This window comes from Streptomyces sp. NPDC006207, from assembly GCF_040613835.1.
In the GTDB taxonomy this organism is placed as follows: Bacteria; Actinomycetota; Actinomycetes; order Streptomycetales; family Streptomycetaceae; genus Actinacidiphila.
The window spans coordinates 41,403-68,358 of record NZ_JBEXSX010000026.1; the positions used below are offsets into that span (position 1 = coordinate 41,403).

23 protein-coding genes are annotated in these 26,956 nt (G+C 74.1%); 9 read left to right on the forward strand and 14 right to left on the reverse strand.

The window, feature by feature from the left end; translation table 11 throughout:
- Positions 1-156 precede the first annotated feature (156 nt).
- Complete coding sequence (locus ABZ312_RS21735; RefSeq protein ID WP_500438523.1) at positions 157-1,581, reverse strand: HEAT repeat domain-containing protein; 1,425 nt, start codon at positions 1,579-1,581, stop codon at positions 157-159.
- A gap of 347 nt (positions 1,582-1,928) precedes the next feature.
- On the opposite strand from ABZ312_RS21735, the gene ABZ312_RS21740 reads away from it, so the two are divergent.
- Positions 1,929-3,416: a PP2C family protein-serine/threonine phosphatase gene (locus ABZ312_RS21740; RefSeq protein WP_500324257.1), complete on the forward strand. Its 1,488-nt coding sequence runs from the start codon at positions 1,929-1,931 to the stop codon at positions 3,414-3,416.
- 161 nt (positions 3,417-3,577) lie between these two features.
- On the opposite strand, the gene ABZ312_RS21745 is transcribed toward ABZ312_RS21740, so the two are convergent.
- Positions 3,578-5,053, reverse strand: coding sequence for a DNA-binding protein NsdB (locus ABZ312_RS21745; protein ID WP_500324258.1), 1,476 nt, complete (start codon positions 5,051-5,053; stop codon positions 3,578-3,580).
- Between the two features lie 395 nt (positions 5,054-5,448).
- Between ABZ312_RS21745 and ABZ312_RS21750 the strand changes: the two genes are divergently transcribed.
- Both ABZ312_RS21750 and ABZ312_RS21755 read left to right on the forward strand, forming a co-directional pair.
- Entirely contained in the window at positions 5,449-6,543 is a 1,095-nt protein-coding gene (locus ABZ312_RS21750) for an aminoglycoside phosphotransferase family protein (protein ID WP_500324259.1), read from the forward strand.
- 318 nt (positions 6,544-6,861) lie between these two features.
- The gene (locus ABZ312_RS21755) at positions 6,862-8,871 is read left to right on the forward strand and encodes an N-acetylmuramoyl-L-alanine amidase (protein WP_500357403.1); all 2,010 of its coding nucleotides are present in this window, start codon (positions 6,862-6,864) and stop codon (positions 8,869-8,871) included.
- Here ABZ312_RS21755 and ABZ312_RS21760 read toward each other — a convergent pair.
- The 7 genes from ABZ312_RS21760 to ABZ312_RS21790 all read right to left on the reverse strand — a co-directional run bounded on the left by ABZ312_RS21760 (position 8,834) and on the right by ABZ312_RS21790 (position 16,988).
- Positions 8,834-9,334, reverse strand: a complete 501-nt coding sequence (locus ABZ312_RS21760; protein WP_361791587.1) for a hypothetical protein — start codon at positions 9,332-9,334, stop codon at positions 8,834-8,836. The genes ABZ312_RS21755 and ABZ312_RS21760 overlap by 38 nt on opposite strands.
- Before the next feature lie 49 nt (positions 9,335-9,383).
- Positions 9,384-12,236: an ATP-binding protein gene (locus tag ABZ312_RS21765; protein WP_500438525.1), complete on the reverse strand. Its 2,853-nt coding sequence runs from the start codon at positions 12,234-12,236 to the stop codon at positions 9,384-9,386.
- A 381-nt stretch (positions 12,237-12,617) separates the two neighbouring features.
- Positions 12,618-12,857: a DUF397 domain-containing protein gene (locus ABZ312_RS21770; RefSeq protein WP_018561140.1), complete on the reverse strand. Its 240-nt coding sequence runs from the start codon at positions 12,855-12,857 to the stop codon at positions 12,618-12,620.
- 108 nt (positions 12,858-12,965) lie between these two features.
- Positions 12,966-14,144 carry a thiolase family protein gene (locus ABZ312_RS21775; protein WP_500324261.1) on the reverse strand — a complete coding sequence of 393 codons (1,179 nt, stop codon included), beginning with the start codon at positions 14,142-14,144 and terminating at the stop codon, positions 12,966-12,968.
- Positions 14,141-15,214, reverse strand: a complete 1,074-nt coding sequence (locus tag ABZ312_RS21780) for a thiolase family protein (protein WP_500324262.1) — start codon at positions 15,212-15,214, stop codon at positions 14,141-14,143. Before ABZ312_RS21780 ends, ABZ312_RS21775 begins: the two co-directional genes overlap by 4 nt.
- The gene (locus ABZ312_RS21785) at positions 15,211-16,164 is read right to left on the reverse strand and encodes an OB-fold nucleic acid binding domain-containing protein (protein ID WP_500324263.1); all 954 of its coding nucleotides are present in this window, start codon (positions 16,162-16,164) and stop codon (positions 15,211-15,213) included. The genes ABZ312_RS21780 and ABZ312_RS21785 overlap by 4 nt, the downstream gene beginning before the upstream one ends.
- Positions 16,165-16,184: 20 nt before the next feature.
- The gene (locus ABZ312_RS21790) at positions 16,185-16,988 is read right to left on the reverse strand and encodes a crotonase/enoyl-CoA hydratase family protein (protein WP_500324264.1); all 804 of its coding nucleotides are present in this window, start codon (positions 16,986-16,988) and stop codon (positions 16,185-16,187) included.
- Between the two features lie 188 nt (positions 16,989-17,176).
- Here ABZ312_RS21790 and ABZ312_RS21795 point away from each other — a divergent pair, with 188 nt between their 5' ends.
- The 6 genes from ABZ312_RS21795 (at position 17,177) to ABZ312_RS21820 (ending at position 21,882) form a co-directional block, all read left to right on the forward strand.
- Positions 17,177-18,808: an acyl-CoA synthetase gene (locus tag ABZ312_RS21795; RefSeq protein WP_500324265.1), complete on the forward strand. Its 1,632-nt coding sequence runs from the start codon at positions 17,177-17,179 to the stop codon at positions 18,806-18,808.
- Positions 18,809-18,890: 82 nt separating this feature from the next.
- Complete coding sequence (locus ABZ312_RS21800; RefSeq protein ID WP_500324266.1) at positions 18,891-19,412, forward strand: isochorismatase family protein; 522 nt, start codon at positions 18,891-18,893, stop codon at positions 19,410-19,412.
- On the forward strand, positions 19,403-20,068 hold the full coding sequence (locus ABZ312_RS21805; RefSeq protein ID WP_500324267.1) for a phosphotransferase: 666 nt from the start codon (positions 19,403-19,405) through the stop codon (positions 20,066-20,068). Before ABZ312_RS21800 ends, ABZ312_RS21805 begins: the two co-directional genes overlap by 10 nt.
- 37 nt (positions 20,069-20,105) lie before the next feature.
- The gene (gene cpt / locus ABZ312_RS21810) at positions 20,106-20,654 is read left to right on the forward strand and encodes a chloramphenicol phosphotransferase CPT (RefSeq protein WP_500357407.1); all 549 of its coding nucleotides are present in this window, start codon (positions 20,106-20,108) and stop codon (positions 20,652-20,654) included.
- Positions 20,655-20,875: 221 nt separating this feature from the next.
- Positions 20,876-21,463 carry a cysteine dioxygenase gene (locus tag ABZ312_RS21815; RefSeq protein WP_500438526.1) on the forward strand — a complete coding sequence of 196 codons (588 nt, stop codon included), beginning with the start codon at positions 20,876-20,878 and terminating at the stop codon, positions 21,461-21,463.
- Positions 21,460-21,882 (forward strand): rhodanese-like domain-containing protein, encoded by a 423-nt coding sequence (locus ABZ312_RS21820; protein ID WP_500324270.1) that lies wholly within the window; start codon positions 21,460-21,462, stop codon positions 21,880-21,882. Before ABZ312_RS21815 ends, ABZ312_RS21820 begins: the two co-directional genes overlap by 4 nt.
- Here ABZ312_RS21820 and ABZ312_RS21825 read toward each other — a convergent pair.
- From ABZ312_RS21825 to ABZ312_RS21845, 5 genes are all read right to left on the reverse strand, one after another.
- Complete coding sequence (locus ABZ312_RS21825; protein ID WP_500324271.1) at positions 21,851-22,549, reverse strand: alpha/beta fold hydrolase; 699 nt, start codon at positions 22,547-22,549, stop codon at positions 21,851-21,853. The genes ABZ312_RS21820 and ABZ312_RS21825 overlap by 32 nt on opposite strands.
- A gap of 93 nt (positions 22,550-22,642) precedes the next feature.
- Positions 22,643-23,464: a universal stress protein gene (locus ABZ312_RS21830; protein WP_500324272.1), complete on the reverse strand. Its 822-nt coding sequence runs from the start codon at positions 23,462-23,464 to the stop codon at positions 22,643-22,645.
- A gap of 100 nt (positions 23,465-23,564) precedes the next feature.
- Entirely contained in the window at positions 23,565-25,133 is a 1,569-nt protein-coding gene (locus ABZ312_RS21835; RefSeq protein WP_500438528.1) for an acyl-CoA synthetase, read from the reverse strand.
- A gap of 13 nt (positions 25,134-25,146) precedes the next feature.
- On the reverse strand, positions 25,147-26,250 hold the full coding sequence (locus tag ABZ312_RS21840) for an NAD(P)H-dependent flavin oxidoreductase (protein WP_500324274.1): 1,104 nt from the start codon (positions 26,248-26,250) through the stop codon (positions 25,147-25,149).
- A gap of 54 nt (positions 26,251-26,304) precedes the next feature.
- Positions 26,305-26,952, reverse strand: coding sequence for a hypothetical protein (locus tag ABZ312_RS21845; protein ID WP_500438530.1), 648 nt, complete (start codon positions 26,950-26,952; stop codon positions 26,305-26,307).
- Positions 26,953-26,956 lie beyond the last annotated feature (4 nt).

A 26,956-nucleotide genomic window follows, 5' to 3' on the forward strand; every position in this document is an offset into this window, starting at 1 on the left:
GAGTTCGTCCTGGCCGAGCAGGGCCGGACGGCCGTCCACGCCCATCCGCTCCGGGATTGCCCGCGGCGGGATGCCGTGGGCGAAGGCCGGACTCGGCAGCGGCAGGTCGCACCCGTCCATCCGGTCCGGCCCCACCCGCGGCCGGGGGGCCGGGGCCTACCGCGCGGGATCGCCGGAGCTGAGGCGGCCGCGGACCGCGGTCTGGACCTCGGCCTCCTCCGCGGGATCGGCGGCGAGGCTGCGCAGGCGGGCCAGGACCCGGACGTCCGAGGTGGTGGCCGTGCGGGCGGCGAGTTCGCGGGTGGTCTCCTCGCAGTCCCACAGGCACTCGACGGCGAGGCCGGCGCCGAAGCAGGGGTCGGTGCGGGCGAGCGCGTGGGCGGCGACGCCGCGCAGCTGTGAGGAGCTCGTCTCGCGGTAGACGTGGCGCAGGACGGGGGCGGCGCACTCGATGGAGAGCCGGCCGGCCCCTTCCACGAGCACGGCGAGGCCCTCGGCGTCGGCGCCCTCGCGCTGGACGAGGCGGCGCAGGGCGCCGAGGACGCGGTCGGCGTCCTGTTCGCCGCCGCGGCAGGCGAGCATGCGGGCGGCGGTCGCGCCGAGCACGTCCTCACGGCGTGACCAGGCGCGGGCCCGGGCGAGGGCGGCGATGCTGCGCATCCGCTCGAAGGACTCGACGGCGGCGCGGGCGACGAGCTCGGACTCGCTGAGGGCGGCGGCCTCGATGAGGTCGAGGGCCTCGCGGTCCTGGCGGTCGGAGAGGTGGCGGAGTGCGGCCGCGCGGGCCGCCTCGGGACCGCCGCGGGCCGCCCGGACGAGCTCCTCGCGGTCCTCGGGGCCGGCGACGGCGGCGAGGCAGCGGGCGGCGGGGGCGTCGCGGTGCTGCGGTGGGTGGGCGGCCAGGCCTTCCTGGGCCCATTCGAGGACGGCGCCCACGCTCCAGCCCGGGGTCGGCCCGGCGGGCCGCATCTGGCGCTGCCAGCGGTCGAAGGCGGTCTGTTCCGCTGCCTTGCGCACCCGTTCGGAGACGGCGGGGTCCGGATCCTCGGCCCACAACCGCCAGGGCCGCGGCTCGTACGCCTCGCGGAGCGCGGTGGCGAGCTGGGCGTCACCCTCCGTGGTGAGCGGGAAGCGGGCGAGCACGGCCGGGCCGAGGGCACGCAGCGCGCCGTCCTCGTCACGTACGGCGAGCTCGTCCAGGGCCCACTCCCAGTTGCCGCCGGTGGCTGCGTAGCGGCGCAGCAGCAGGGCGGCGTCCCGGCGGCCGTAACCGGCGAGGTGACCGAGGACGGACAGCGCCAGGCCGCAGCGGTGCTCGTCGGGGCTGATGATGTCGTCGGGGTGGAAGAGGTGCTGTTCGATCCCGTCGAGCGAGCCCTCGAGCTCCGAGTAGAGGCGCGCGTAATAGAGGGAGCGGGACTCCACGCGCCAGTCGTGGCGGGGGTCGCGCAGGACGCACTGCTCCAGCGCCGCGAGCGCGTCGGCTCGCTGCGCTGCGAGGGCGTGCAGGGTCCCGTCTCCGCGTCCTCTCTGGAGGAGGCCGAGAAGGGTACCGCTGGGCGCTATGTCGGGGTCGAACATGAGGTCAGCATCCGGTGCGGGGAGTTGGTTGGCAACGGGATTTCCCGTTACCGGCTGCGAGGTATCTTCGCAGATCGTCCCGGGTTCAAACCCTTTGCGCGGCACCCGGGCGGCTCGCGGGCACGCTCGCGGCCGGAGTCCCGCAGCTTACCCGGACCGAGGCATTCCGCCGAGTTCTCCGAGCGTGGCGGCCCTCCAGGCTCCTGACATATGCCGGTAGCACCACCGGATCGGGTATTGCAGAAACCCTTACGGGCCATCACTCCTTGTGCAAGAGTCGTGACTGGCCCATCCGTACGGCCCCGTTGAGGCCGGCGCCCGGTTCGGAGACATGTTCGGAGAGCGTCATGCCGCCCCATTTGCATGAGGACCGCGCCACCGCGAAGCCTGAGCCCGGCACCGTGGACGCGCTCATCTCCCAGACCCGCCAGCTGCGCGGCAAGGTCGACGCCGTTCGTCGTGACGCCGCCGCCGAGGACGAGGAGGACCCGCAGCTGCGCTGGCAGCGCGCGCTGTGCGACCTCGCTGTCCACCAGCTCGACGACCTGGGTGCGCACCTCGGGCAACTGCGGGACGGCATCCCCGCCCTCGGCGACCCGGAGACGGGCACCGAGCCCGGCGGCGCCGCCTACGCGGGCCGGTCCGCCCGGGAGGTCCCCGTCCCCGCGCCGGTCGCCGGCGCCGTGCAGGCCCTGGGGCGGGCCGGTAGCGCGGAGTGGGACCTGCTCACGGACGGTGTCCAGTGGTCGGAGGAGCTCTACCGCATCTTCGGGCGCACCCGCGAGGACGGGCCGCTGACCCTGGACGAGCTGCCCTCCTGGCTGTTCGCCGAGGACCAGCAGACCCTCACCGCGGCCGTGACCGGCTGCCTGGTGGACACCCGGCCGATCGACTGCGAGTTCCGCATCGTCCGCCCGGACGGTGCCGTGCGTACGGTGCACATGGTGGGCGAGCCGGTGCTCGACGCCGCCGGCGCCACCGCCTCCATGTGGGCGGTGCTCCGCGACGTCAGCGAACTGCGCCGCAGCCAGCGGACGCTGCGCGAGACCCGTGACTCGTTGCAGCGCGAGCAGCAGATCGCGCAGACCGAGCGCCGGCTGGCGGTCGAGCTGCAGGAGGCCGTACTGCCGCCGTGGCGCGGCTCCCTGCGGTTCCCGCAGGACGGCGGCCCCACCACGGTCGACCTCGCCGCCCACTACCTCCCGTCCTCCACCGGCGCGTTCGTCGGCGGCGACTGGTACGACGCGCTGCACCTGCCCGACGGCTCCGCGCTGCTCACCGTGGGCGACCTCACCGGGCACGGGGTCTCCGCCACCTCCGGCATGGCCATGCTGCTCGGCGCGCTGCGCGGCATGGCGATGACGGGGCTGGACCCGGCCCCGCTGCTGGGCGGGCTCAACCAGTTGCTGGACAGCTCCGCGCAGCCCGCCCTGGGCAGCGCCCTGTGCTGCCGCTACCGCCCCGAGGACCGCTCTTTGGTCTGGGCGCAGGCCGGACACCCCGCCCCGCTGTTGTTCCGCGACGGGACGGGGCGACCGCTCGACGCACCCGAGGGCGTACTGCTGGGCGCCACCTCGGGCGCCCAGTACGGCCAGGCCACCGAGCGGTTGCTCCCCGGCGACCTGCTGGTGCTGCACACCGACGGCCTGCTGCCGCGCCGCTCCGGTTCCATGGCGGCCTCGGACTCGGCCACCGCCGTGCGACGCCTGCTGGAGCTCGGCCCGAGGTTCGCCCAGGCCCGTACCCCGCAGGAGTGCGTGCGCATCGTGGTGGAGGAACTCGGCGCCCCCGAGCGCGAGGACGACGCCTGCGTGCTCATCGCCAAGTTCCACTGAGGTCCACGGGCGCACTGGTCCACGGCCCTGTCGGTCCACGGTCGACGTGTTCCCATGTCGATGTGTCGACATCAGGACGGCATCCGGGAGAGCCGGCTCATTCGGCGTCGAGTCGGCTGGTCCCGCTCATCGATGTCCACGTCCTCCGCGTGGGTCTCCGCTCAGATCGCGGGGCCCCTGCGCTTGGGGCCGCTCGGCAGCGCGATCTCGATCTCCTCACGCAGGTCCTGGATCCTGGTGAAGTCGGAGTAGCGGGCCGTCAGCCGGTACATCTCCCGCAGCCGGTCCCAGGTCCGCAGCGACGAGTTCTGCCTTATGGTCAGCAGCGCCAGTCGCGCGTAGCGGTCCGCCTGCTCGGGGTCGTCGGCGATGAAGCAGGCCGAGGCCAGCGAGATGTAGTCGAAGATGTTGGACCGGTCGCGGCCCTTGCCGCGCAGCTCCAGCGCGTGCTTGGCGTGCTGCTGCGCCGTCCGCGCCGCCAGCGGCTCGTACTCGGCGAGGGTGCGGTACGCCAGCGCCTGCATCCCGTGCAGATCGGCCTCGTCGAACATCTGCATCCAGCTCGGCGGCGGGACGTCGCCGCGGTCGGTGGCGAAGAGGTCCTCGGCCTTGCCCAGGGTGCGGCGCATCGCCTGGCCGTGGCCCATGGAGGCCTGTGCCCAGGCCTCGATGGTGCACAGCATGGCGCGGGTGCGCGGCAGGGTCTCCTGCCCGGAGCCGGACTGCGCCAATTTCATCAGGTCCAGTGCGTCGTCCGGCCGTCCCAGGTGGACCATCTGCCGGGCGGCGCGGGAGAGCGCCTCGCCGGCCCTGGGCCGGTCCCCGCCCTCACGCGCGGCGTGCGCCGCGATGACGAAGTACTTCTGGGCGGTGGGCTCCAGGCCCACGTCGTGGGACATCCAGCCCGCCAGGACGGCGAGGTTGGCGGCCACGCCCCAGAGCCTGCGCTTGAGGTGGTCGGGGTGGTGGTAGGCGAGCATGCCGCCCACCTCGTTGAGCTGTCCGACGACCGCCTTGCGCTGCAGTCCGCCGCCGCGGGAGGCGTCCCAGGCGCGGAACACCTCGACCGAGCGCTCCAGCGCCTCGATCTCATGGGAGCCGACCGGGGCCGCCTCGTAGCGGTCGTAGGAGACGGCGTCGGCGTCGAAGGGGTCGTTGGTGGTGGGGGCGTCGGCCGCGAGCGCCGGATCGGTGCGCAGCCAGTCGTACATGGCGCTGCTGAGTGCGGAACCCGCGGCAAGCGCGGCTCCCGCGCCCACCAGACCGCGTCGGTTGAGCATGAGGTCCATTCCCGTGAATTCGGTGAGGACCGCGGCTGTTCGCTCCGGTGGCCAGGGCAGTCCGTCGGCGCTGACGGACTGCTTCCTTCCCGTACGCCGATGCCGGCCGAACCCGAGATCCTCGATGGTTACGACACGGCCGAGACGCTCGGTGAACAGGGCGGCCAGCACGGTGGGGACGGGTTCGCGGGGGGATTCCCCGGTCTCGATCCAGCGGCGCACCCGCGAGGTGTCCGTCGCCAGCTGCGGGTGGCCCATGGCCGCCGCCTGCCGGTTGACGAGTCTCGCGAGCTCTCCCTTGGACCATCCGGTGAGTGCGAACAGGTCCGCTAGCCGTGAGTTGGCTTCCTTGTCCATCCAAGCCCCCAGGTTCCTCGGCACTGTTGACACTAACGGCCGGTCAGCGCCGCCGCGAGCATTCGCCATGGTTCGCCAGGGTGCGCCAGATGGTCTGCCACCCGCATGCGGTGGTCAGGTAGGAACGCGCCACCCGGCCCGGCAACCGCCGGCTCGCGAACGGTCGCATATGAACAACTTTCGAAAAACGCCGATCAGCGTTGAACAACTCGAGAGACATGTGCGTACTGGTACGCGAGGGGCGTACGGCGCGTGGACAGTTCGGACCGCCGGCCCGGACCCGCATTCCCCAGGGTGCGGGACCGGACGCCGACTCCGGCTCCGGATCCGTCCACGCGCCGGCCCCGCCACCTCGTCAAGAGCTCGTTGGCACACGAAGGGATCTGTCTCCCCATATGTATTCAGCATCGTCCTCCGTGTCCGCACCGCCCCGGCCGACCCAGCTCCCGGGCTTCACCGGGACAGGGACCGCCCTACGGCCTCGTCCGGTGCTGCCCGCTCCGCGCAGGGGCGCGCCGGGAACCTCCCACCCGCTCAGCGGGAGGCTCGACTTGACCGGTCCCCAAGGCGCGCAGTTGCGCTCGGCCATCGCCTCGGTGCAGCGCATCTGCCCCGAGTTCACGCCGGTCCAGATGCTGCGGCGCAGCGGCCGCTCGGTGCTGCTGGTCGGCACCTCCGGCCGTGCCCCCGCGGTCGCCAAGTGCCTGCTGGACCACTCCCCCGCCTGGGTGGAGCGGTACCGGCACGAGATCGGCGCGTACCGGGCCTTCGTACGGCACCGGCCTCCGGTCAGGGCGCCGCGGCTGATCGCCGCCGACCCCGAGAGCTGCACGCTCGTGCTGGAGCGCATGCCCGGACGGGTCGCGGCCCTGCAGCGGCACCCCTCGGAGGCTCCGCCGCGGGCCGACGTGCGGATGGCGCTCAGCGCGATCTCCCGGGTCAACATGTGGCGTCCGCCGGCCGGGATCTTCGACGCCCCCGTCGACTACGCGTCACGGCTGTCCCGTTATCACGAGCTGGGACTGCTCACCGACCGGGACATGGGCGACCTGCAGAAGCTGCTGCACGGACTGGCGCACGCACAGGGCCAGTTCAACCACGGCGACGCCCTGCTCTCCAACATCCTGCTCTCCCCGGCCGGCCCGGTGCTGGTCGACTGGGAGCACGCCGGCTGGTACCTGCCCGGCTACGACCTGGCGGTGCTCTGGATGATCCTGGGCGACGACCCGGTCACCCGGCGGCAGATCAGCCAGATGGCGCAGGCCGCCGGACCGATCGCGCGTGACGCCTTCCTGGTCAACCTGATGCTGGTGGTCACCCGCGAGATCCGCACCTACGAGACGGCCGTGCAGCGCACGATGCGCAGCACCGTCCCGGTGGGTCCGGGCGCGGCCGAGGCCGGCGAGGAGCAGCGCCTGCTGCTGCGCCGTCTGCACGACGACGCGGGCCTCGCCCGGCGGGCCGTCAGGGCCGCCGTCGGCACGAGGTGACCTTCCGGCCGGTCCCCGGACGGAAGAGGAGGAACCGGTGCGTGGTGGACGGCGGAGCACCGCGGTCGCGGACCCGGGGCCAGGGGAGGGTCCTCCGGTGCCGTCGCGGTGCCGCCCGGGCGGCCTCACGGCCGGGACGGCACCGCCGGTGGTCCAGTCCACTGACGCACCGCAGGCCATGGCACCCGTGTGGGGAAAGCTCCCCGCACGGGCGCTGACATGCGTAAACAGCTTTCACAGCGCCTAGTTGACGGATCGTCGACCAACGGATACCTCTGTGGTGCCGAACGGCCCCGTGCGTCACCACAGGAGGCTGCAGTGCGAGGAACCCCCCACAACGCGAGACGCCCGCGCAAGGTCGTCACCGCCGCAACGGTCACCGTGGCCGTCGGCGCCCTGCTCTCCGCCCTGCCGCCGCTGCCCGCGGCCGGCGTGACCCCGCAGGAGCGGGACGCACCTCTCCGGCAGGCCTTCCAGGACGCCGCGGAACGTCATCACGTCCCGGAGAGCGTGCTGATGGGCGTGGCCTACCTGGAGTCGCGCTGGGACACCCACCGCGGACTGCCCAGTGTCACCGCCGGATACGGCCCCATGCACCTCACGGACGCCCGGACGGCGCTCACCGACAAGCCCCGACGGGGAGATGGCGGTGACGACCCGCGCGGAGACGCGGGCCGTCCCCTGGCCGACGTGGGGCTGCCCGCCGTGGACACCCGCGCGCTGCCCTCGACCCTCACCACGCTGGACCGCGCCGCCGGGCTGACCGGGCTGAGCGCCGAGGAGCTGCGCGAGGACCCGGCGGCCAACGTCGAGGGGGGCGCGGCGCTGCTGGCCCGGGCCCAGAAGTCGCTGGGCACACCGCTGAGTTCGGACCCGGCCCGCTGGTACGGCGCGGTGGCGCGCTACTCGGGCGCCGACGACACCGCCACGGCGTCGGTCTTCGCCGACGACGTCTTCCAGGTCATCCGTGAGGGAGTCACGCGCACCACGGACGACGGGGAGAGCCTCACCCTCGCCGCGCACCCCGGGCTCGCGCCGGAGACCGCCCAGCTCCGCTCCCTGGGTCTGCGCACGGTTGCCGCGGACGGGACGGAGTGCCCGCGCACGATCGCGTGCGAATGGCTCCCGGCGCCGTACGAGGAGTACGGCACGGGCGACTACGGCAACCACGACCTCGCCGACCGCCCGCACGACCAGAAGATCGACTACATCGTCGTCCACGACACCGAGGCCACCTGGGACACCACCCTCCAGCTGGTGCAGAAGCCGGACTACCTCGCGTGGCACTACTCGATCCGCTCCGCGGACGGCCACGTCGACCAGCACGTGAGGACCAAGGACGTCGGCTGGCACGCGGGCAACTGGTACGTCAACGCCAAGTCCGTCGGCATCGAGCACGAGGGCTTCCTCACCGATCCCGGCGCCTGGTACACCGAAGCCATGTACCGGGCGTCGGCCCGGCTGGTCCGCTACCTGGCCGGGCGTTACGGCATCCCGCTGGACCGGCAGCACGTCCTGGGCCACGACAACGTCCCGGGACCGACCCCCGCGAACATCCCGGGGATGCACACCGACCCCGGCCCGTACTGGGACTGGGCGCACTACTTCCAGCTCCTGGGAGCGCCCTTCCGGCAGACCGCCGGGCCGGGCAGCGCCCTGGTGACGATCGACCCGGACTACGGCTCCAACCGGCCCGTCTACACCGGGTGCGCGAGCGCCGGTGACACCTGCCCGTCCCGCGGTTCCACGGCCGTCCGGCTGTACACCGAGCCACGCGAGGACGCCCCACTCGTCAAGGACGTCGGTCTGCACGGGGAGGCCCCCTCCACGACCGGGGTGAACGACACCGGCGCCCGTGCCTCGACCGGCCAGCAGTTCGCGGTGGCCGAGCGACGCGGGGACTGGACGGCGATCTGGTACCTGGGCCAGAAGGCCTGGTTCCACGACCCCAGGGGGCACCGCACCGCCCTGCCGGCCACGGGCCTGCTGGTCAGCCCGAAGGAGGGCCGCGGCGAGGTCCCGGTGTACGGGCGCGCCTACCCGGAGGCGTCCGCCTACCCGGCGGGGGTCCCGGTGCAGCCGGAGGCCCCGCTGCCGTACCGGCTCCTCGCGGGCCAGAGCTACGCGGTGGGCCAGGCGACGCACGGCGAGTACTACCGGGCGGTCACCTTCGACGCCTCCCAGCACGTGGTGGTGCGGGGGGAGCAGCTCTACTACGAGATCCAGTTCGGCCACCGGGTGGCCTGGGTCAAGGCCGAGGACGTGACCCTGCGGCCCTCCTGGGCCCCGCTCAGCCCTGCTGGAACATCTCCGCGGGGAGGGGCTTGAGCAACTGGTAGAGGTCGTCGGTGATCGGGCGGTCCCAGGTCGCGATGGTGACCAGGACGCCGTCGCTGCGATCGAACTGCGTGCAGGCGATGCGCCCCTCGGAGAGCTTCACCTTGCGCACGATCAGCAGGTTGTCACCGTGCATGACCGGGGTGTCCTCGGTGCCGACGACCTCGACCGGCTCGTCGTTGCCGAGGGCCAGCAGCAGCTGGGCGACCTCGAAGGGGATCTGGCCCTCTTCGAGGTCGCGGGCGGGCGAGCCCTCGGGGAGGTTGCCGATCAGCATGGCGGGACCGCGCCCGCCGAAGAGGTCGTAGCGCAGGAAGATGCCCTGGCAACTGCCGTCCTCCCCGGGCAGCAGCCCGGCGCCGAGTTCGCCCGGCCAGTCGCCCGGGTCCATGGCCAGGACGTCGAATTCCGGCCCTGTGGGCGTTGCGGCGCTGCGGCGGCGGAGGAACGACATGCGCCCATCGTACGGTCCCCGGGCCGCCCGTGTGCCCGGGGTCGCGTCGCTACGGGGCGAGCGCCCGGGACAGGCCCGCCCGGTCGGTGCCGATCTTGCGGTAGACGGCGGAGAGCAGACGGGTGACGCCCTCCACGTCGGTGTCCAGACCTGCGGCGATCTGCTCGTCGTCCTCACCCCGGGCGGTGAGGGCGTCGGTCTCCGTCGTACGGAGCCTGCGCGGGCGCAGTCCGGCGGCGGCGAGTTCGTCGCGGGCGCGCTCGGCCAGTTGGTCGGCACCGCAGTGGACGGCGGTCTCCAGACCCCGGTAGAGCTGCTCGGCCGCCTCGTGGAGCCGGGCCTCGCGGCGCAGGGCGGCACCGTGGTCGACCAGGGCCCGGGCCAGCTCGTAGCCGGCCGGTGAGCGCTCCAGGTGCGTGACCGCCTCCTGCAGCAGCTTGAGCCGGTCGGGTTCCGCGGCCACCTCGGCGCAGACCCGCAGCGCCTGGCCGATCGAGGACGCGGTGCCGTACTGGCGGGCGCGTTCGACGGCGTCGGCTGCGGTGGCACGGGCCCGCTCCGGGGTGTCCCGGGCCTCGGCGAGCGCGAGGTGGAGCTTCCACGGGGACCAGGCGGGATTGCGCATGCCCCGGGGGTCGAGCCGGCGGCCGCACGCCTCGAGCTGGGCGATGGCCTCGTTGACCATGCCCCGGGCGAGCAGCAGTTCGCCGTAGACGGTCTGGGCGTCGGGGAAGGTGACGGCCGCCGGGAAGGGCTCGCAGAAGTCGTACTCGTCGGCGAGGGCCGCGGCCTCGCGCAGCCGGCCCCGGGCGAGCAGGATCTCGACGAGGATCGCCACGGTGTACCAGACGACCGGGGTGCCGCGGCCGACGCGGTCGGCGAGCCGCAGGCCGTCGCGGGCGAAGTCCTCGGCCTCGGCGAGGCGCCCGCGGCGGTAACGCACGTACCCGAGCAGGGAGTAGCCGAAGGCGAGGTGGGCGCCGCGCCATCCCTGGCGCTCGTAGTCGCCGATGCCGGCGGCGAAGAGCTCCTCGGCGCGGCCGGGCCGGTCGGCGTACATGTACGTCATCGCGACGAGGACCGGGACCTCGAAGCCGAAGTCCTCGCTGGCCCAGGGCAGTCCGCCGTCCAGGGCGCGGTCGGAGTGCCGCAGCGCGGTCTCGGCGGGCTCGCCGCGCAGGGTGGCGTCCCAGGCGCGCAGGCCGATGATGTAGCGCTCGGTCAGGTCGCGTCCGGTCAGCCGGTCGGCCAGGCGGGCCAGCCGGCGGGAACGGGCCGGGGAGTCGGGTTCGTCGGAGCGGAAGGCGTCCCACATGAACTGCTCTTCCTGCATCCGCAGCCGGGCCCGCGCGTTGGTGGCGGTCCGGGCGGCCTGTCCGACGGTGTCCGCGGCCTCGCCGAGCCGGTCGGAGTGGGCCAGCGCCTGGGAGAGCCGGTAGGTGATCGCGTCGCGCAGCGCCGGGTCGACGACGGGCTCCTCGAGCGCGGCGCGCAGGTGGTTGACGGTGGTCGCCGGCTCGGTGAGCAGGGAGGAGCAGCCGAGCTCGAACAGCACGGCCGCCCGGTCCTCGAACGGGGGCGGCTCGCGCAGGGCCCGCGCCAGGTAGCGGCGGGCCGCGTCGGGGGCGCCGGCCCGGGCGGTGTCCCGGGCGGCCTGGCGCAGCTGGCCGACGACCCAGGGGTCGCCCTCGGGGTGGGTCTCCAGCAGGTGGCGGGCGGCGGCGGAGGGGCCGAGCCCGGCGTCCACGACGGACCAGGCGGCCTGGCCGTGCAGGGCGACCCGGACGGCGTCGGGGATGGCCCGGTACACGGCGGTGGCGATGAGGGGGTGGACGAACTCCAGGACGTCGCTGCCGGTGAGGATGCGGGCCTTGCGGAGCCGGTCAGCGGCGTCGGCGGCCTCCTCGCCGCCCAGGCCCGCCACGCTCGCGGCGATCGCCGGCGAGATGGACGTGCCGAGGACGGCCGCGGCCCACGCCATGCGGACGGTGGAGGTGCCCAGGCGTTCCAGGCGGGCGATGAGTCCGCTGCCCTTGGCGGCGGCGGCGAGGTCGCGCAGGAGGTGCGCGCTGGACTCGTCGGGGCGCAGCGCCCGGTCGAGGACCTTGGCGGTGAGCTCCACGGCCTCGAAGGGGTTGCCGGCGGTGACGGCCCAGGCCTCGCGGCAGAACGCGTCGTCGGCGTGGTCGCCCACGGCGTCGCGGATGAGCCGGCCGATGGCGGCGGCGCTGAGCGGTTCCAGACCGAGCGGGCGGGTGCCGGAGCGGTCGGGGAGGCCGCGGAACGCCTCGGCGTGGGCGGGGAGTTCGTCGGGGCGGTAGGCCACGACGACGAGCATGGGGAGTTCCTCGGCGCGCGGTGCGAAGGCGGCCAGCCAGCCCAGGGACTCGGGGTCGGCCCAGTGGGCGTCGTCGAGCACGAGGACCACGGGGGCACGCCGGACGGCGATGTGGGTGAGGACCCAGTCGAGTCCGTCCGCGAGGCCCTGCGGGTCCGGGGGCGCGCCCTCGCCGTCGGTGCACAGCCCCAGGGCGGGGCCGACGATGCCGTACCAGCTGCCGAGGGTGGTGCGGAGCACCCCGTCACCGGCTCCGGCGAGCTGGGGCTGGAGCAGCTGGCGTGCGACGTGGAAGGCGACGCCCTGTTCCTGGTCGCCGCCGCGGGCGTACAGGACGGTGCAGCCGAGGGCGGAGGCCCGGCGCCGGGTCTCCGCGAGCAGGGTCGTCTTGCCGAGGCCCGCGGGGGCCGCGAAGGCGAGCACGCCGCCGCGCCGTGTGCCGGCGCGGGGGTGGTCCCCCTCGGCCCGTATGCCCGTGAGTTCGGCCAGCGCCTCGTCGACGGCCACGAGCTCGGCCTCGCGTTCGAGGAGCGGTCGCCGGGACTTCGGTGTGCGCCGCGCCATAGTGCACCCCCTGCCCCTGATCCGGCGCGCGCCGGGGCGCGCCGGTGATGCTCGGACGCCTGTCCGGTGGCACCTCAGCGTACGCCACCAGGGACCCTGCGTGAGTACATAAATGTGAAGTGGTGACGGCTGTTCACAATCGTCCGCGGAATGATCGACCGTGCTCGATCAGGTGCGCCCACGTGCGGGAACGCATCACCGTGATGCCCCCGGCACATGCCGGAACGGCAGCGGTACGACGGCCTGTCAGGTGCATTCCCCGGGGACGCCGCGGGCGCGGGAACCGGGGGCACCAAGGCCTCCGGGGCGCGCCCGGCCGGGTGCGCCGGCAGCCCGTCGTCGTGGACGGGGCGGGCTGCCCGGCGCGCCCGTGAGCTTCCGTCAGGTGAGGTCGAACTCGCCGTCGCGGGCCCCGAGGACGAAGGCCCGCCATTCCGCCGGGGTGAAGATCAGCGAGGGCCCCTCGGGGCTCCGGCCGTCCCTCATGGCGATGTAGCCCTCGACGAAGGCGATCTGGACGTCTCCTGTGCCCTGGCTGCTCGACTGCCATGTTGCGTTGGCCAGATCAAGCTGCGGCTTCTTCCCGTTGGCCAACGGCGATCCGATCGTGCTCTCGGCCACGTCCGCTCTCCTCCCGACTCCGTCGTCCGGGCCAGCCTAGCGACCGTGCCGGGGCCCGGACAGGTCATGGAAGAACCTGCCCGGACCCGGTACCGGTTCATGCCCGCTTCACTCTCCGGGGTGCCCGGATCCGACCACCCACATGGCGAAGAACTGCGAACCCCCGCCGTACGCGTGACCCAGCGCCAGGCGTGCGCCGTCCACCTGGTGGCCGCCCGCCGTGCCGCGCACCTGGAGGGCCGCCTCGGCGAAGCGGATCATCCCCGAGGCACCGATCGGGTTGGTGGACAGCACACCACCCGAAGGGTTGACGGGCAGGTCGCCGTCGAGCTCCGTCACCCCCGACTCGGTCAGCTTCCAGCCCTCGCCCTCCTGGGCGAAGCCGAGGTTCTCCAGCCACATCGGCTCGTACCAGGAGAAGGGCACGTACATCTCCACGGCGTCGATCTGCCGCCGCGGATCGGTGATGCCCGCCTGCCGGTAGACGTCGGCCGCGCAGTCGCGTCCGGCCCGGGGGCTGACGAAGTCCTTGCCCGCGAACATCGTGGGCTCGCTGCGCATCGCCCCGCCGTGCACCCACGCCACCGGTCCGGGGGCGCGGCGCCCGCCGGCCCCGTCGGTGAGCACCATCGCGCAGGCGCCGTCGGAGGACGGGCACGTCTCGGAGTAGCGGATCGGGTCCCAGAGCATGGGCGAGGAACGCACCTTCTCCAGGGTGATGTCCTGTTCGTGCAGATGGGCGTACGGGTTCCTCAGCGCGTTGCGCCGGTCCTTGTACGCGACGAGGACGCCGACGGTGTCGGGCGCGCCGGTGCGCCGCATGTAGGCGCGCACGTGCGGCGCGAAGAACCCGCCCGCCCCGGCCAGCAGGGGCTGCTGGAAGGGGACGGGCAGCGACAGCCCCCACATCGCGTTGGACTCGGACTGCTTCTCGAAGGCGAGCGTCAGGACGGTGCGGTGCACCCGCGCGGCGACCAGGCTGGTCGCGACGAGCGCGGTGGAGCCGCCCACGGAGCCCGCGGTGTGCACCCGCATCATGGGCTTGCCGACCGCGCCGAGGGCGTCGGCGAGGTACAGCTCGGGCATCATCACGCCCTCGAAGAAGTCCGGGGCCTTGCCGATGACGACCGCGTCCACGTCCGCCCAGGTCATCGACGCGTCCACCAGGGCACGCTGCGCCGCCTCGCGGACGAGTCCCGCGATGGACACGTCGCGCCGCGCCGAGGTGTGGTGGGTCTGGCCGACGCCGACGACCGCGACGGGTTCCTTGCCGGTCACCGCGCTCATCGGTCCTCTCCTTCCAGGACGGCGACCAGGTTCTGCTGCAGGCAGGGCCCGGACGTGGCGTGGGCGAGCGCGCGGCGGGACTCGCCGCGATGGATGCGGGCGGCGGCCTCGCCGAGCCGGATCAGGCCGGCGGCCATCACGGGGTTCGCGGCGAGCGGGCCGCCCGAGGGGTTGACCGTGACGTCGTCCCCCAGGCCGAGTGCCTTGCGGAGCACAACTTCCTGGGAGGTGAAGGGGGCGTGCAGTTCCGCGGTGTCGACGGGTGCGTCGAAGGCCCCGGCGCGTTGCGCGGCCAGCCGGGCGGAGGGTGAGTCGGTGAGGTCTCGGACGCCGAGCGCATGGGCCTCGATGCGGTGGTCCATGCCGCGGATCCAGGCGGGGCGCTCGCACAGCCGCCGGGCGGTGTCCCCGGCGGCCAGCACCACCGCGGCCGCGCCGTCGCCGACCGGCGGGCAGTCGCCCCGGCGCAGCGGCCGCACCACGTACTCGCCCTGCGGCCGGTCGCCGGACTCCTGGGCGTACGGATTGCTCCCGGCGGCGGTCCGGCTGCGGCCGGCGACGGCGGCGAGCGCGCCTTCGTCCGTGTCGCCCGCGTCGATCAGCGCCTGGGCCTGGAGCGCGGCCAGGGCGACGGAGTCGGGCCACAGCGGTGCCAGGTAGTAGGGGTCGAGCTGGCGGGTCAGCACGTCCCGCAGCCGCCCCGGCGAGGACTTGCCGTAGGAGTAGACCAGGGCGGTGTCGGCCTCGCCGGTGAGGAGCTTGACCCAGGCCTCGTACAGCGCCCAGGCCCCGTCGGTCTCCACGTGCGACTCGGAGATCGGCGGCCAGGCCCCGACCCCGTCGAGCGCCATGGTGAAGGAAAAGGCACGCCCCGCCAGGTAGTCGCAGGAGCCCGAGCAGGTGAAGCCGATCTCGCCCGCGGTGAGGCCTACCCGGCCCAGCACCTCGTGCAGCACCGGCATCAGCATCTCGACCTCGGAGAGGGTCGCGCTGTCGCGCACGTGCCGGGTCTGGGCGAAGGCCACGATGGCCACGTCCCGGCGCGCCTGCGCAGTGGTCGCCGTGGTCACAGCAGCTCCTTGTAGGTGTCGTAGTCGGCGTCGGGCTCGCCGGTGGGCCGGTAGTGGTCGGGGTAGCGTCCGTCGCCGGTCCATACGGGCTCCACGCGCAGGCCCATGCGCACCTGGTCGTACGGGATGCCGCCGATGCGTCCGTGCAGGGCGAGGCCGGCGCCGTCGAGGGCGATGTGGGCGTAGACGTAGGGCACCTCGATGGCGACGCCCTTGGCCTTGATGTTGACGATGCAGAAGGTGGTGACCGTGCCGCGCGGGCCGACCTCGACCTGTTCGTCGGTGGCGACGCCGCAGGTGGGGCACGCGCCCCGGGGCGGGACGTAGACCTTGCGGCAGGAAGGGCACCGCTCGCCGACAGTGCGGTGCCCGGCGAGGGCGGCGAGGTAGCGGCTCTGGGCCCGGCCCGGGGCGTAGGTGTACTCCAGCCGGGCGGGCACGGTGATGCCGGTGACGGGTTCGGCGAACGCGCCGGTGTGCGCGGTCGCCGCGGCCGCCCCGGCGGCGTCGTCGTCCGCGGCGGGTTCGAAGCACGCGATGTCGGTGACGGCGCCGGTGCGCCGTCCGGCCCAGCGGACGCGGACGCGCATGCCGGTGCGCACCGCCTCCGGGCCGGGTGCGTCCAGGACGTGCAGCAGCGCGGTGTCGGCGCCGTCGAGGCGGACCAGGACCCAGGCGAAGGGGGTGGTCAGCGGCTGCTGCGGCCGCGGCGACGGGTTCCAGGCCCAGGTCGTGACCGTGCCGGTGGTGCCGACCTCGACGAGGTCGCGCAGTTCCTCGGCGGTGACCGGGTCGTACTCGACGGGCGGCACGAGCACCCGCCCGTCCCCGGTGCGCACGCCGAGGACGGTCCGCTCGCGCAACCCGGTGAGGAAGGCGCTCTGCACCGGGCTGAGGGAGCGGGTGAAGGGGAACTCGACGACGAGGGGCGCGGTGAGCGGTTCGGGCATGGCGGTGATGACCTCCCGTGTCAGGCGCGGCGGTAGACGGGCGGGCGCTTCTCGCCGAAGGCCCTGGCGCCCTCCTTGGCGTCGGCGGTGGCGAAGACTGGCCCGCCGCGCTCCAGTTCGGACCTCAGTCCCTCGGCCTCGGTCATCTCCGCGGTCTCGTAGACCGAGGCCTTGACGGCCTCGACGGCCAGCGGGCCGTTGGCGTTGACCAGTGCGGCGATCTCCAGCGCCTCGTCCAGGGCGGTGCCGTCGGGGACCACGTGGCCGATCAGCCCGATCCGCTCGGCCTCGGCGGCGGTGTAGGGGCGGCCGGTGAGCAGCATCTCCAGGGCGTGCGTACGTGGTATCTGGCGGGCGAGGCGGACGGTGGAGCCGCCGATGGGGAAGAGGCCGCGGCGCACCTCGAACAGGCCGAAGACCGCGCTCTCGCCCGCGACGCGGATGTCGGTGCCCTGGAGGATCTCGGTCCCGCCGGCCACGCAGGGCCCCTCGACGGCGGCGATCACCGGCTTGCGGGGGCGGTGGTGGCGCAGCATCGCCTTCCAGTGCAGGTCGGGGTCGGCGGTGAGGCGCTCCCGGTACTGCTGCCCCGCCATGCCTCCGTTCGCGGCGAGCGCCTTGAGGTCCATGCCGGAGCAGAAGGCTCCGCCGGCGCCGGTGAGGACCACGGAGCGGATCGCGTCGTCCTGGTCGGCCTCCAGCCAGCCGTCGTGGAGGCCCACGAGCATCGGCAGGGAGAGCGCGTTGCGCGCCTCCGGCCGGTTGAGGGTCAGTACGAGTGTCGCGCCGACGCGCTCCACCGTGAGGTGTTCGGTGCCGCCCATCGCGTCCTCCCGCCTCTGGTACCGGACCTAGAACAGGTTGCAGTAGGTGCAGGTCGAGTTCAATACTTTTCTGACTGTCAGTCAGATTCTTGCCGCGGGACCCCTTCACAGCCCCCCTGCGGGGTGCTCTGATGACCGGCTGGGAGCCGGACGCGCACCCGGTCCCCCGGCCCCGGTGAGGAGGAGCCGTGGAGTACAACCTTGCCGACCTCTTCGAGTCGGTCGCCGACACCGTGCCCGGCCGCGAGGCACTGGTGCATCTCGACCACCCCGGCACGGGGGCCGAGCGCCGGCTCACCTACGCGCAGCTCGACGCGGCGGCCAACCGCCTGGCGCACCACCTGGCGGACCACGGCGTCGCCCCCGGCGAACACGTGGGCCTGCACCTCCTCAACGGCGTCGAGTACCTGCAGACGGCGCTGGCCTGCATGAAGATCCGCGCCGTCCCGGTCAACGTCAACTACCGCTACGTGGCGGACGAGCTCGTCTACCTCTACCGCGACGCCGACCTCACGGCGCTCGTCTTCGACGCCGGGTTCACCGGCCGCGTCGCGGCGGCCCTGCCCCGTACCGAACGGCTGCGCCACCTGGTACGGGTCGGCGACGCGCCACCGGACGCGCCCGAACCCGCCGTCGCACCGGTCGGCTTCGCCGACGCCGAGGCCTCCGGATCGCCCGCCCGCGACTTCCCCGCCCGCTCCGCCGACGACCGCTTCATCATCTACACCGGCGGCACGACCGGCATGCCCAAGGGCGTCATGTGGCGCCACGAGGACCTCTTCTTCTCCGGCATGGGCGGCGGCGCCCCCACCGGCGTCCCCGTCTCCCGCCCCGAGGAACTCGCCGAACGGGTCGCGGCCGGCGGTGAGGGCCTGGTCTTCTTCCCCACCGCGCCGCTCATGCACGGCACCTCCACGCTGACCGCCTTCATCGGCTTCCACTACGGCCAGAAGGTCGTCGTCCACAGCAAGTACGCACCCGTGGAGGTGCTGCGCACGATCGAGCGCGAGAAGGTCACCAGCGTCTCGCTGGTCGGCGACGCCATGCTGCGTCCCCTCGCCGACGCCCTGGCCGGACCGCTCAAGGACACCGACGTCTCCTCGCTGTTCAGCCTCTCCAGTTCCGGCGCGATCCTCTCCGAGACCGTGCGCGCGCAGTTCCAGGCGCTCGCCCCGAACTGCATGATCCTCAACAACTTCGGCTCGTCCGAGTCCGGCTTCAACGGCACCGCCACGGACGACGCCGGTCCGCGCAGGGGCTTCCGGCTGCGCGTCAGCACGCACATCGCCGTCGTCGACCCCGCCTCCCTGGGGCCCGTGGCCCCAGGTGAACCGGGGCGCATCGCGCTGCGCGGCCACGTGCCGCTCGGCTACTACAACGACCCCGGCAAGACCGCCCAGACCTTCTTCGAGCGCGACGGCGAGCGCTGGGTGCTGCTCGGCGACATGGCCACCGTCGACGACGAGGGCATCGTCACCGTGCTCGGACGCGGCTCGCAGTGCATCAACACCGGCGGCGAGAAGGTCTACCCGGAGGAGGTCGAGGAGGCGCTGAAGGCCCACCCCGACGTGTACGACGCCCTGGTGGCCGGTGTCCCCGACCCGAAGTGGGGCCACCACGTCTCGGCCGTCGTCCAGCTGCGCGAAGGCGCCCCGGCGCCCTCCCTGGAGGAGATCCAGACCCACTGCCGGGCCCGTCTCGCCGGCTACAAGGTGCCGCGCAGCCTCGTCATCACCCCCCTCATCCAGCGCTCCCCCAGCGGCAAGGCCGACTACCGGTGGGCCCGCGAGACGGCCGCGCAGGGAGCTGCCTGCGGCTGAACACCGAGGTGAGCCGAGCGCGGGGGCACCCGATGGCCGCGAGCCCCTGCGCACGCGCGGCGGGGGTACTTAAGGTGTGCCCATGACGCGTCTCGAGCCCCAACGCACCGCACTTGTCCTGATCGACCTGATGGAACGCATCGTGGAGCTGCCGTTGGCTCCGCGGTCCGGCGAGGAGGTCGTGCTGGCGTCGCTGGGACTCGCGACGGCCTTCCGGGAGGCGGGGGCGCCGGTCGTCCTGGTGCGCGTGGAGCGCCCCGGGGTCGACGAGCAGCCGCCGGGGAGCGAGCTCGTCGAAGGGCTGGAGCGGGAGGGCGACCTCGTGATCGTCAAGCGGACCGTGGGCGCCTTCCACGGGACCGGCCTGGACGAGGAGTTGCGGGAGCGCGGCGTCGGCACGCTCGTGATCGCCGGCATCGCGACGAACATGGGCGTCGAGTCCACGGCCCGCGCGGCGGCCGACCACGGGTACGCACTCCACTTCGCCGAGGACGCGATGACCGCGCTGAGCGCGGCGGAGCACGAGGCCGCCGTGACGCTGGCCCTCCCGCGCTTCGGGACCGTGGCCCCGGCGGGGGAGCTGGCGAAGGCCCTGTGGAGCTGATCGGCGCGGGCCGCGACGCCGACGTCTACGCCCTGGACGGCACGCGGGTCCTGCGCCGCTACCGGCACGGCGGTTCGGCCCACGAGGAGGCCCGCCTGATGGCCCACCTCGCCGGCGTGGGGTTCGCGGTGCCCCGGGTGCACGACGCGGACGGCACCGACCTCGTCATGGACCGCCTGACGGGCCCCACCATGGCCCGGGACCTGGCCCGCAGGCCCTGGCGGGCGTACGCCCACGGACGGTTGCTGGCCGGGCTGCAGGCGTCCCTCCATGCCGTCCCGGCGCCCCGCTGGCTCGGCCGCCGCTTCACCTCCGGGGATCCCGCCCGGGACCGCGTCCTCCACCTGGACCTGCACCCGGAGAACGTGATCCTCACCCCGGAGGGACCGGTGCTGATCGACTGGAGCAACGCCGCGGCGGGCGACCCCGCCGCCGACACCGCGCTGACCGTCGCCATCCTGCGCGGCGTCGGCCTGGGCCCCGTCCGGGACGTCGGCCTGCGCGTCTTCGTCGCCGGATTCCTCCACGCCGCCCCCGCCGACCCGGCGCCGAGGATGGCCGAGGCGATCGCCGCGCGCCTCGCCAACCCCAATCTGCTGCCCGCCGAGGAACAAAGGCTCCGGCGCTTCGCCCGCCGCTCGCCGGAGGTCAATTGACTCGCGGACCCTCCGGCACCGCCCCTAGCCTGGCCCGATGGCCCACCAGGTGATCGTGCTCAACGGCGGCTCCAGCTCCGGCAAGTCGGGCATCGCGCGCTGCCTGCAGGCGGTGCTCCTGCCGGACCCGTGGCTGACGTTCGGCTCCGACACGCTCGTCGACGGCCTGCCCGCCGGGCTGCGGGGCTCCGGGGCCGGGGCGGGCATCGGCTTCGGTGCCGACGGGAGCGTGTCGGTCGGCGCCGCCTTCCGGGCCCTGGACGAGGCCTGGACGGCCGGTATCGCTGCCATGGCGCGGGCCGGTGCCCGGGTCGTCGTCGACGAGGTGTTCCTCGGCGGCCCCGCCTCGCAGGACCGCTGGCGGCGGGCCCTGGACGGCCTGGAGGTGCTGTGGGTCGGCGTGCGCTGCGCCCCCGAGGTGGCGGCGGGCCGGGAGATCGCCCGGGGCGACCGGGTACCGGGCATGGCGGCGGCGCAGGCGGAGGCGGTCCACCGGGGAGTCGTCTACGACATCGAAGTGGACACGACACGCATGGAGTCCATGGAGTGCGCGCGGGCCGTCGCGGCCCATGTGTCACCTGTGTGACGTACCCGACTCCGGAGGGGACAGACCGGCGGTCCGTGTGTTTGCATGGGTCCATGCGCACGAACATCTGGAACCTCGGCCCCCTGTGGCCGGGACGCCGTGCGCACCACTTCGACCAGAGCTGTCGCCGGGGCTGACCTCCGTAGCCCCGACCACCCCATGACCTGCCCCCCCCCCCGCCCAGGCGGGGCACGTCGTGTTCCCGCTCTGGAGCCCTTCCCATGGCCCTGCACCACCGGGCGAGCGGTCCCACCCCGCTCGTCCTCCCCCAACTGCGCGCGCTCGTCCGCGGCTACGCCGCCGCCGTCGAGGCCGGTGTGCACCTGCCCGTCCACCTGCCCGACCGCCGCTGGTACACCCGGCTGCACCAGGACCCCTACGTGGACGTCTGGCTGATCACGTGGCCGTGCGACACGTCCACCGAACTGCACGACCACGCGGGCTCGCTCGGTGCCCTGACCGTCGTCGGCGGCACGCTCACCGAGCACCGCTGGCTCCACGACGAGCGGGGCCACGGCAGCATCGCGACCCGCGAACTCGCCGCGGGCGGCAGCGCGGCCTTCCCGCTCGGGCACGTCCACGACGTCGTCAACGTCTCCGCCGCGCCCGCGGTGAGCGTGCACGCCTACTCGCCGCCCCTGACGGCGATGTCGTACTACGCGGTCGACGCCGCGCGCTCGCTGCGGCGCACGCGTACCGTGCTGACGGACGAGCCGGAGCCCTCCGCGGTGCCCCGCGCCGTCCCCCTGTCACGCGCCCTGGCCGTGACCGCGTCCGCGTCCACGACCGCTCCGGAGGCCGCCCGATGAACCCGTCCGCCACCGTCAGGTCCGGCATCGACCGGATGCTCGACCGCGCCCGGGCCCGGCTGGACCGGGTCGGGCCCGACGACGCGGCGGCCGAGATCGCCGCGGGTGAGGCACTGCTGGTCGACATCCGCCCGGCCGCGCAGCGGGCCCTGGAGGGTGAGTTCCCGGACGCCCTGGTGATCGAGCGCAACGTCCTCGAATGGCGGCTGGACCCGCTGAGCGACGCCCGCGTCCCCGAGGCCACCGGCCCCGACGTGCGCTGGATCGTGGCGTGCTCCGAGGGCTACACCTCCAGCCTGGCGGCGGCCTCGCTGCTGGACGTCGGCCTGACCCGGGCCACCGACCTCGAGGGCGGTTTCCAGGCGTGGCTGCGGGCCGGGCTGCCGGTCAAGGGCGGGGCGCCGGAAGGAGCCCCCTGACCTCGGCGAGGAAGTCCGCCGGGCGCTCCTGGTGGACCAGGTGCCCCGCCTCCACCGTCACCAGCCGCGCCCCCGGCACCCGGGCCGCGACGGCCGCGATGCCGTCCTGGGGGACGTGGCTGGCCGCCCCGCCGGCGAGGACCAGGGTGGGGCAGTCGATCGTCGCCAGCAGGTCCCACCAGCCCGGGTCGGGGGCGTTGCGCCAGCGGTTGACGGCCGCGATGACCCGCCAGTCGCACGTCTCGTCCCCCTCGGGGCCGGACGGCACGGCCCGCGGTGGCACCTCCGGGTCCGGCGGCACGGGCTCCTCCAGGACGAGGGCCGCCAGCCGGGTCGACACCTTCGCCGCCACCAGGTAGGCGACGACCGCGCCCATCGAGTGCCCGGCCAGCACCACCCGCTCCGGGCCGAGGGTGTCCAGGAAGGCCACGACGTCGTCGCGCATGGCCTCGAAGGCGTACTCGCCCGGCCAGTCGCTGGCGCCGTGGCCGCGCAGGTCGGGCGCGTACACCCGGTGGGCCGAGGCCAGCGCGGGCGCGACCGGCTGCCAGTCGGCGCCGTCCAAGCCGCGTCCGTGGAGCAGGACGAGCGGCGGCGCGTCCGCCTCGCCCCAGCTGCGGTAGGCCATCCGGATGCCGTTCACCTGCACGGTGTGGAGATCGCTCACCCGGGCGACGCTACCCGCCGACCGGAGACGTCACTCGTCCGGGCGTCACCCGTTCCGGTCCGCCCACCGCGAACAGGCCCGCTCCCGCGGGCGTCAGTGCGGGACGACGGCCACCGGGCAGGCCGCGTGGTGCAGCACCGCGGCCGCCACGGGGCCCAGGTGCGGGCCCGCGCCTCCGTGCCGGTTCCGGCACCGTCCGACGACCAGCAGCGAGGCGCCGGCCGCCGCGTCCACCAGGGGCTGCGCGGCGTTGCCCGCGGCGACCTCCTCCGTGATCTCCACACCGGGCGCCTTCTCCCGCCACGGCGCGAGGGCGGCCTGCACCGCGTGCCGCTCCGCCGCCGAGATCTCCGCGCCGCAGGTGGGGTCCATGGCCGCGGGGACGTATCCGTACGTCGGCGGGTACGACCACGCGTGGACCACCCGCAGCTGCACCCCGCGCCGCCGCGCGTGCTCCACCGCGAAGGCGATCACGTCGTCCGCGCCCTGCCGCAGGCTGAAGCCCAGCACCACGGGCCGCCGGTCGTCCCCGGCTCCCTCGTCCTGGCCGGTGCGGACGACCACGACGGGGCCCTCGGCGCGGGCCAGCGTCGCCTGCCCCACGGACCCGAGGAGGAAGCCGCTGAGCCCGCTCAGCCCCTGCGAGCCGAGCGCGAGCAACTCGCTGCGGCCCGCCTCCGCGACCAGCAGCTCCGCCGGCGGGCCGTCGGCCACGTCCGTCGTCACGGGCAGCTCCGGATAGCGCTCGGCGAGCTCCTGTGCGGCCTCGCGCACCACCGCGTCGCCGTACGGGTGTCCCCCGGCGTGCACCAGGCGCAGCGGCACCGATCTCCGCAGCGCCTCCCCCGCCGCCCAGTGCATGGCGGCGTGGCTTTCCGGCGAGCCGTCCAGGCCCACGGTGACGGGTCGGGTCATCGGATGTGCCTCCCTCGCCTCCACAGTAGGCGCCGCCGCCCCGCCCGGCGCCCCGGCGGACACGGCCGTCCGGCCGTCCGGGGGCCGGGCGGCCGGGCGGTCACAGCGGCCGTGCGCGGCCCTCCCAGTACGGGTCGCGGAGCCGGCGCTTGTAGAGCTTGCCGTTGGGGTCACGCGGCATCTCGGCGACGAAGTCCACCGACCGGGGGCGCTTGTAGCCCGCCAGGCGCTCCTCGCAGTGGGCCAGGACGGAGGCGGCCAGCTCCGGCCCGGGCTCGTGGCCGGGGGCGGGCTCGACGACGGCCTTGACCTGCTCGCCCCAGTCGTCGTGGGGGATGCCGAAGGCGGCCGCGTCGGCGACCGCGGGGTGGCTGAGGAGCGCGGCCTCGATCTCGGCGGGGTAGACGTTGACGCCACCGGAGATGATCATGTCGATCTTGCGGTCGCGGAGGTAGAGGTAGCCGTCCTCGTCCAGGTAGCCCAGGTCCCCGACGGTGAAGAAGTCGCCGATGCGGCTCGCCCGGGTCTTGGCCTCGTCCTTGTGGTAGCGGAAGCCGGGGGTGTTCATCCTGATGTAGACGGTGCCGAGTTCACCGGGCGGCAGCCGGTTGCCGTCGTCGTCGTGGACGGCGATCTCGCTGATCGGCCACGCCCTGCCGACCGTGCCGGGCTTCTTCAGCCACTCGGCGGCGGAGGCGAAGGTGCCGCCGCCCTCGCTGGCCGCGTAGTACTCCTCGACGCACGGCCCCCACCACTCCAGCATGGCCCGCTTGATGTGCTCGGGGCAGGGCGCGGCGCCGTGGATGGCGTGCCGCATCGAGGAGACGTCGTGGCGGCTCCTGACCTCTTCCGGGAGGGCCAGCAGCCGGTGGAACTGCGTCGGCACCATGTGGGTGTGCGTGCAGCGGTGGACGTCGATCAGCCGCAGCATCTCCTCGGGCGTCCACTTGTCCATCAGGACGACCGGGTGGCCGATGTGCAGCGCGGCGCCGGCGAACTGCAGCACCGCCGTGTGGTACAGCGGCGAACAGACGAGGTGGACGTTCCCGTCGAAGGGGCGGATGCCGAAGATGCCGAGGAAGCCGCCGAGGTGGGTCTCCTCGGGAGGCCTGCCGGACAGGGCGCGCCGGATGCCGCGGGGGCGGCCGGTGGTGCCGGAGGTGTAGTTCATGACCCAGCCGGTGGTGCGCTCCCTCGGCGGGGTGCCGGGCATGCCGGCCTGCAGGTCCGCGTACGGGCGGAAGCCGTCGATGCCCGTGGCGCCGACGGCGTACCGGCGTGTCCCGGGCAGTCCCGCCTCGTCGGCGGCGGCGCGTGCCTGGTCACCGAAGCGCTCGTGGGCGACGAGCACCTTCGCGCCGGAGTCGGCGACGATCCAGGCGATCTCGGGCCCCACCAGGTGGTGGTTGACCGGGACGAGGTAGAACCCGGCCTGGAAGGCGGCGAGGTACGCCGTGAGGAACACGGCGCCGTTCGGCAGCACGACCGCGAAGGCGTCGCCGGTCCGCAGGCCGGCGGCGCGCAGTCCGTGGACGAGGCGGTTGGACTCCTCGTGCAGCCGCCGGGCGCTCCACCGGTCGCCGTCGGGAGAGGTGAGCACGACCCGTTCCGGGTCGGCGGCGGCCTGGGCCCAGAACCCGTTGGGGGCGTTCGCCGTGGTCGGTGTCATGGGTGCCGCCTCCTCAGGTGCGTCCGGCGATGCGGTTGATGCGGTCGACGGCCCGCTCGAAGCCGCGGGTCAGGTCGTCGAAGACCGCCTGGACGCTGCGTACTTCACGCATCTGTCCCACGATCTGGCCGACCGGCGTGCCGAGCAGCGGCGCCACCTCGTACTTCTGGATCCGGGTGATCGCGTCGGCGACCAGCAGGCCCTGCAGGGGCATCGGCAGCGCTCCGGGCCCGGCCGGGCCGTCCCAGGCGTCGGTCCACTCGGTGCGCAGCTGGCGGGCCGGTTTGCCGGTCAGGGCGCGCGAGCGGACGGTGTCCCCCGAGCCGGCCGCGAGGAGCTTGCGGACCAGGGCGGAGGAGGGGAGTTCTGCCTCCGTGGTGGTCAGCCACACCGAGCCCAGCCACACGCCCTGGGCGCCCAGCGCCAGTCCCGCGGCGACCTGCTCACCGGTGCCGATGCCTCCGGCGGCGAGCACGGGCAGCGGGTCCACGGCACCGACGACCTCCGGCACCAGCACCATGCCGGCGATCTCGCCGGTGTGGCCGCCGGCCTCGTAGCCCTGCGCGACGACGATGTCGATGCCCGCCTCCTGGTGGTGCCGGGCGTGCCGGGCGCTGCCGGCGAGGGCTGCGACGGGGACGCCCCGGTCGTGGGCGCGCCGTACGACGTCCGCGGGCGGGGAGCCCAGCGCGTTGGCGAGCAGGCCGATCGGGAAGTCGAAGGCGACGTCGAGCTGCGAGCGGGCCACCTGCTCCATCCAGCCCGTGATGCGCCAGCCGGTGGGGTCGCCCGGCTCCAGCTCGGGCACGCCGTGCTTGGCCAGCACCTCCCGGACGTACTGGCGGTGCCCTTCCGGGATCATCGCCTCGACGTCCGCCTCGGTGACGCCTTCGACCTTCTTGGCCGGCATGACGACGTCCAGCCCGTACGGCCGGCCGCCGGTGTGCGCCTCCATCCACTCCAGGCCCCGGGCCAGCTCGTCGGGCGCGGTGTAGCGCACCGCCCCGAGGACTCCCATGCCCCCGGCCCTGCTGATCGCGGCCGCGACGGCGGGGAACGGCGTGAAGCCGAAGATGGCGTGCTCGATGCCCAGCCTCTTGCTCAGCTCCGTCTCCATGGGGGCAGGATGCCCGAGCGGACCGGCCGGGGGAAGAGATTTTCTGATGCAGCGTCAGATTTTAGGGAAGCACACCTCTCCCCACCCGCCGTCGCGCAGGTCCCGGACGACCACCCGGCCGGGCCCCGCGGGCCCCGCGGGCCCCGCGGGCCCCGCACAGGCGGGCTCGCACGGATCGAGTTGTCCCGGCTCCGGGGAGAGGGCGGCGCCCGGCCCGAAGTACCCGCCGTCCAGGGCGAATTCCCACCGGCTCCCGCACCCTGCTGGCGCCGCCCGCTCGAGCGGCGCCGAGACGGGCCTGAGCCCCGTCGACTCCTGCCGGAAACCGCGGCCGCCGCACCACATCTCCACCACCGTGCGCGTGCTCAGCGCCGCGGCGGCGGCCGGCAGGAGCCACGCGGGGCCGAGCAGCGAGCCGAAGTACCCGGGGGCGGGAGCCTCCTGCCCTTCCCAGGAGTGCGGCTCGTCGAGGGTCACCGTGAAGGAGAGCTCAGCGGTGATCTCGACGAGCCCGCTCAGCGAATGCGACGGGGCGACCGCGGCCGCCGGGTGCATGACGTGCCCGGCGACGGCGGACAGCACGGCGGTCGGCAGCCGCGGATCGCCCTGCCCGAACCGGAAGTACCTCCCCGGCCAGGCGCGCACCCCCGCGTCGAAGTCCAGGACGGTGATGCGCGAAGCGTCGTACGACTGCCCGGTCATGGCC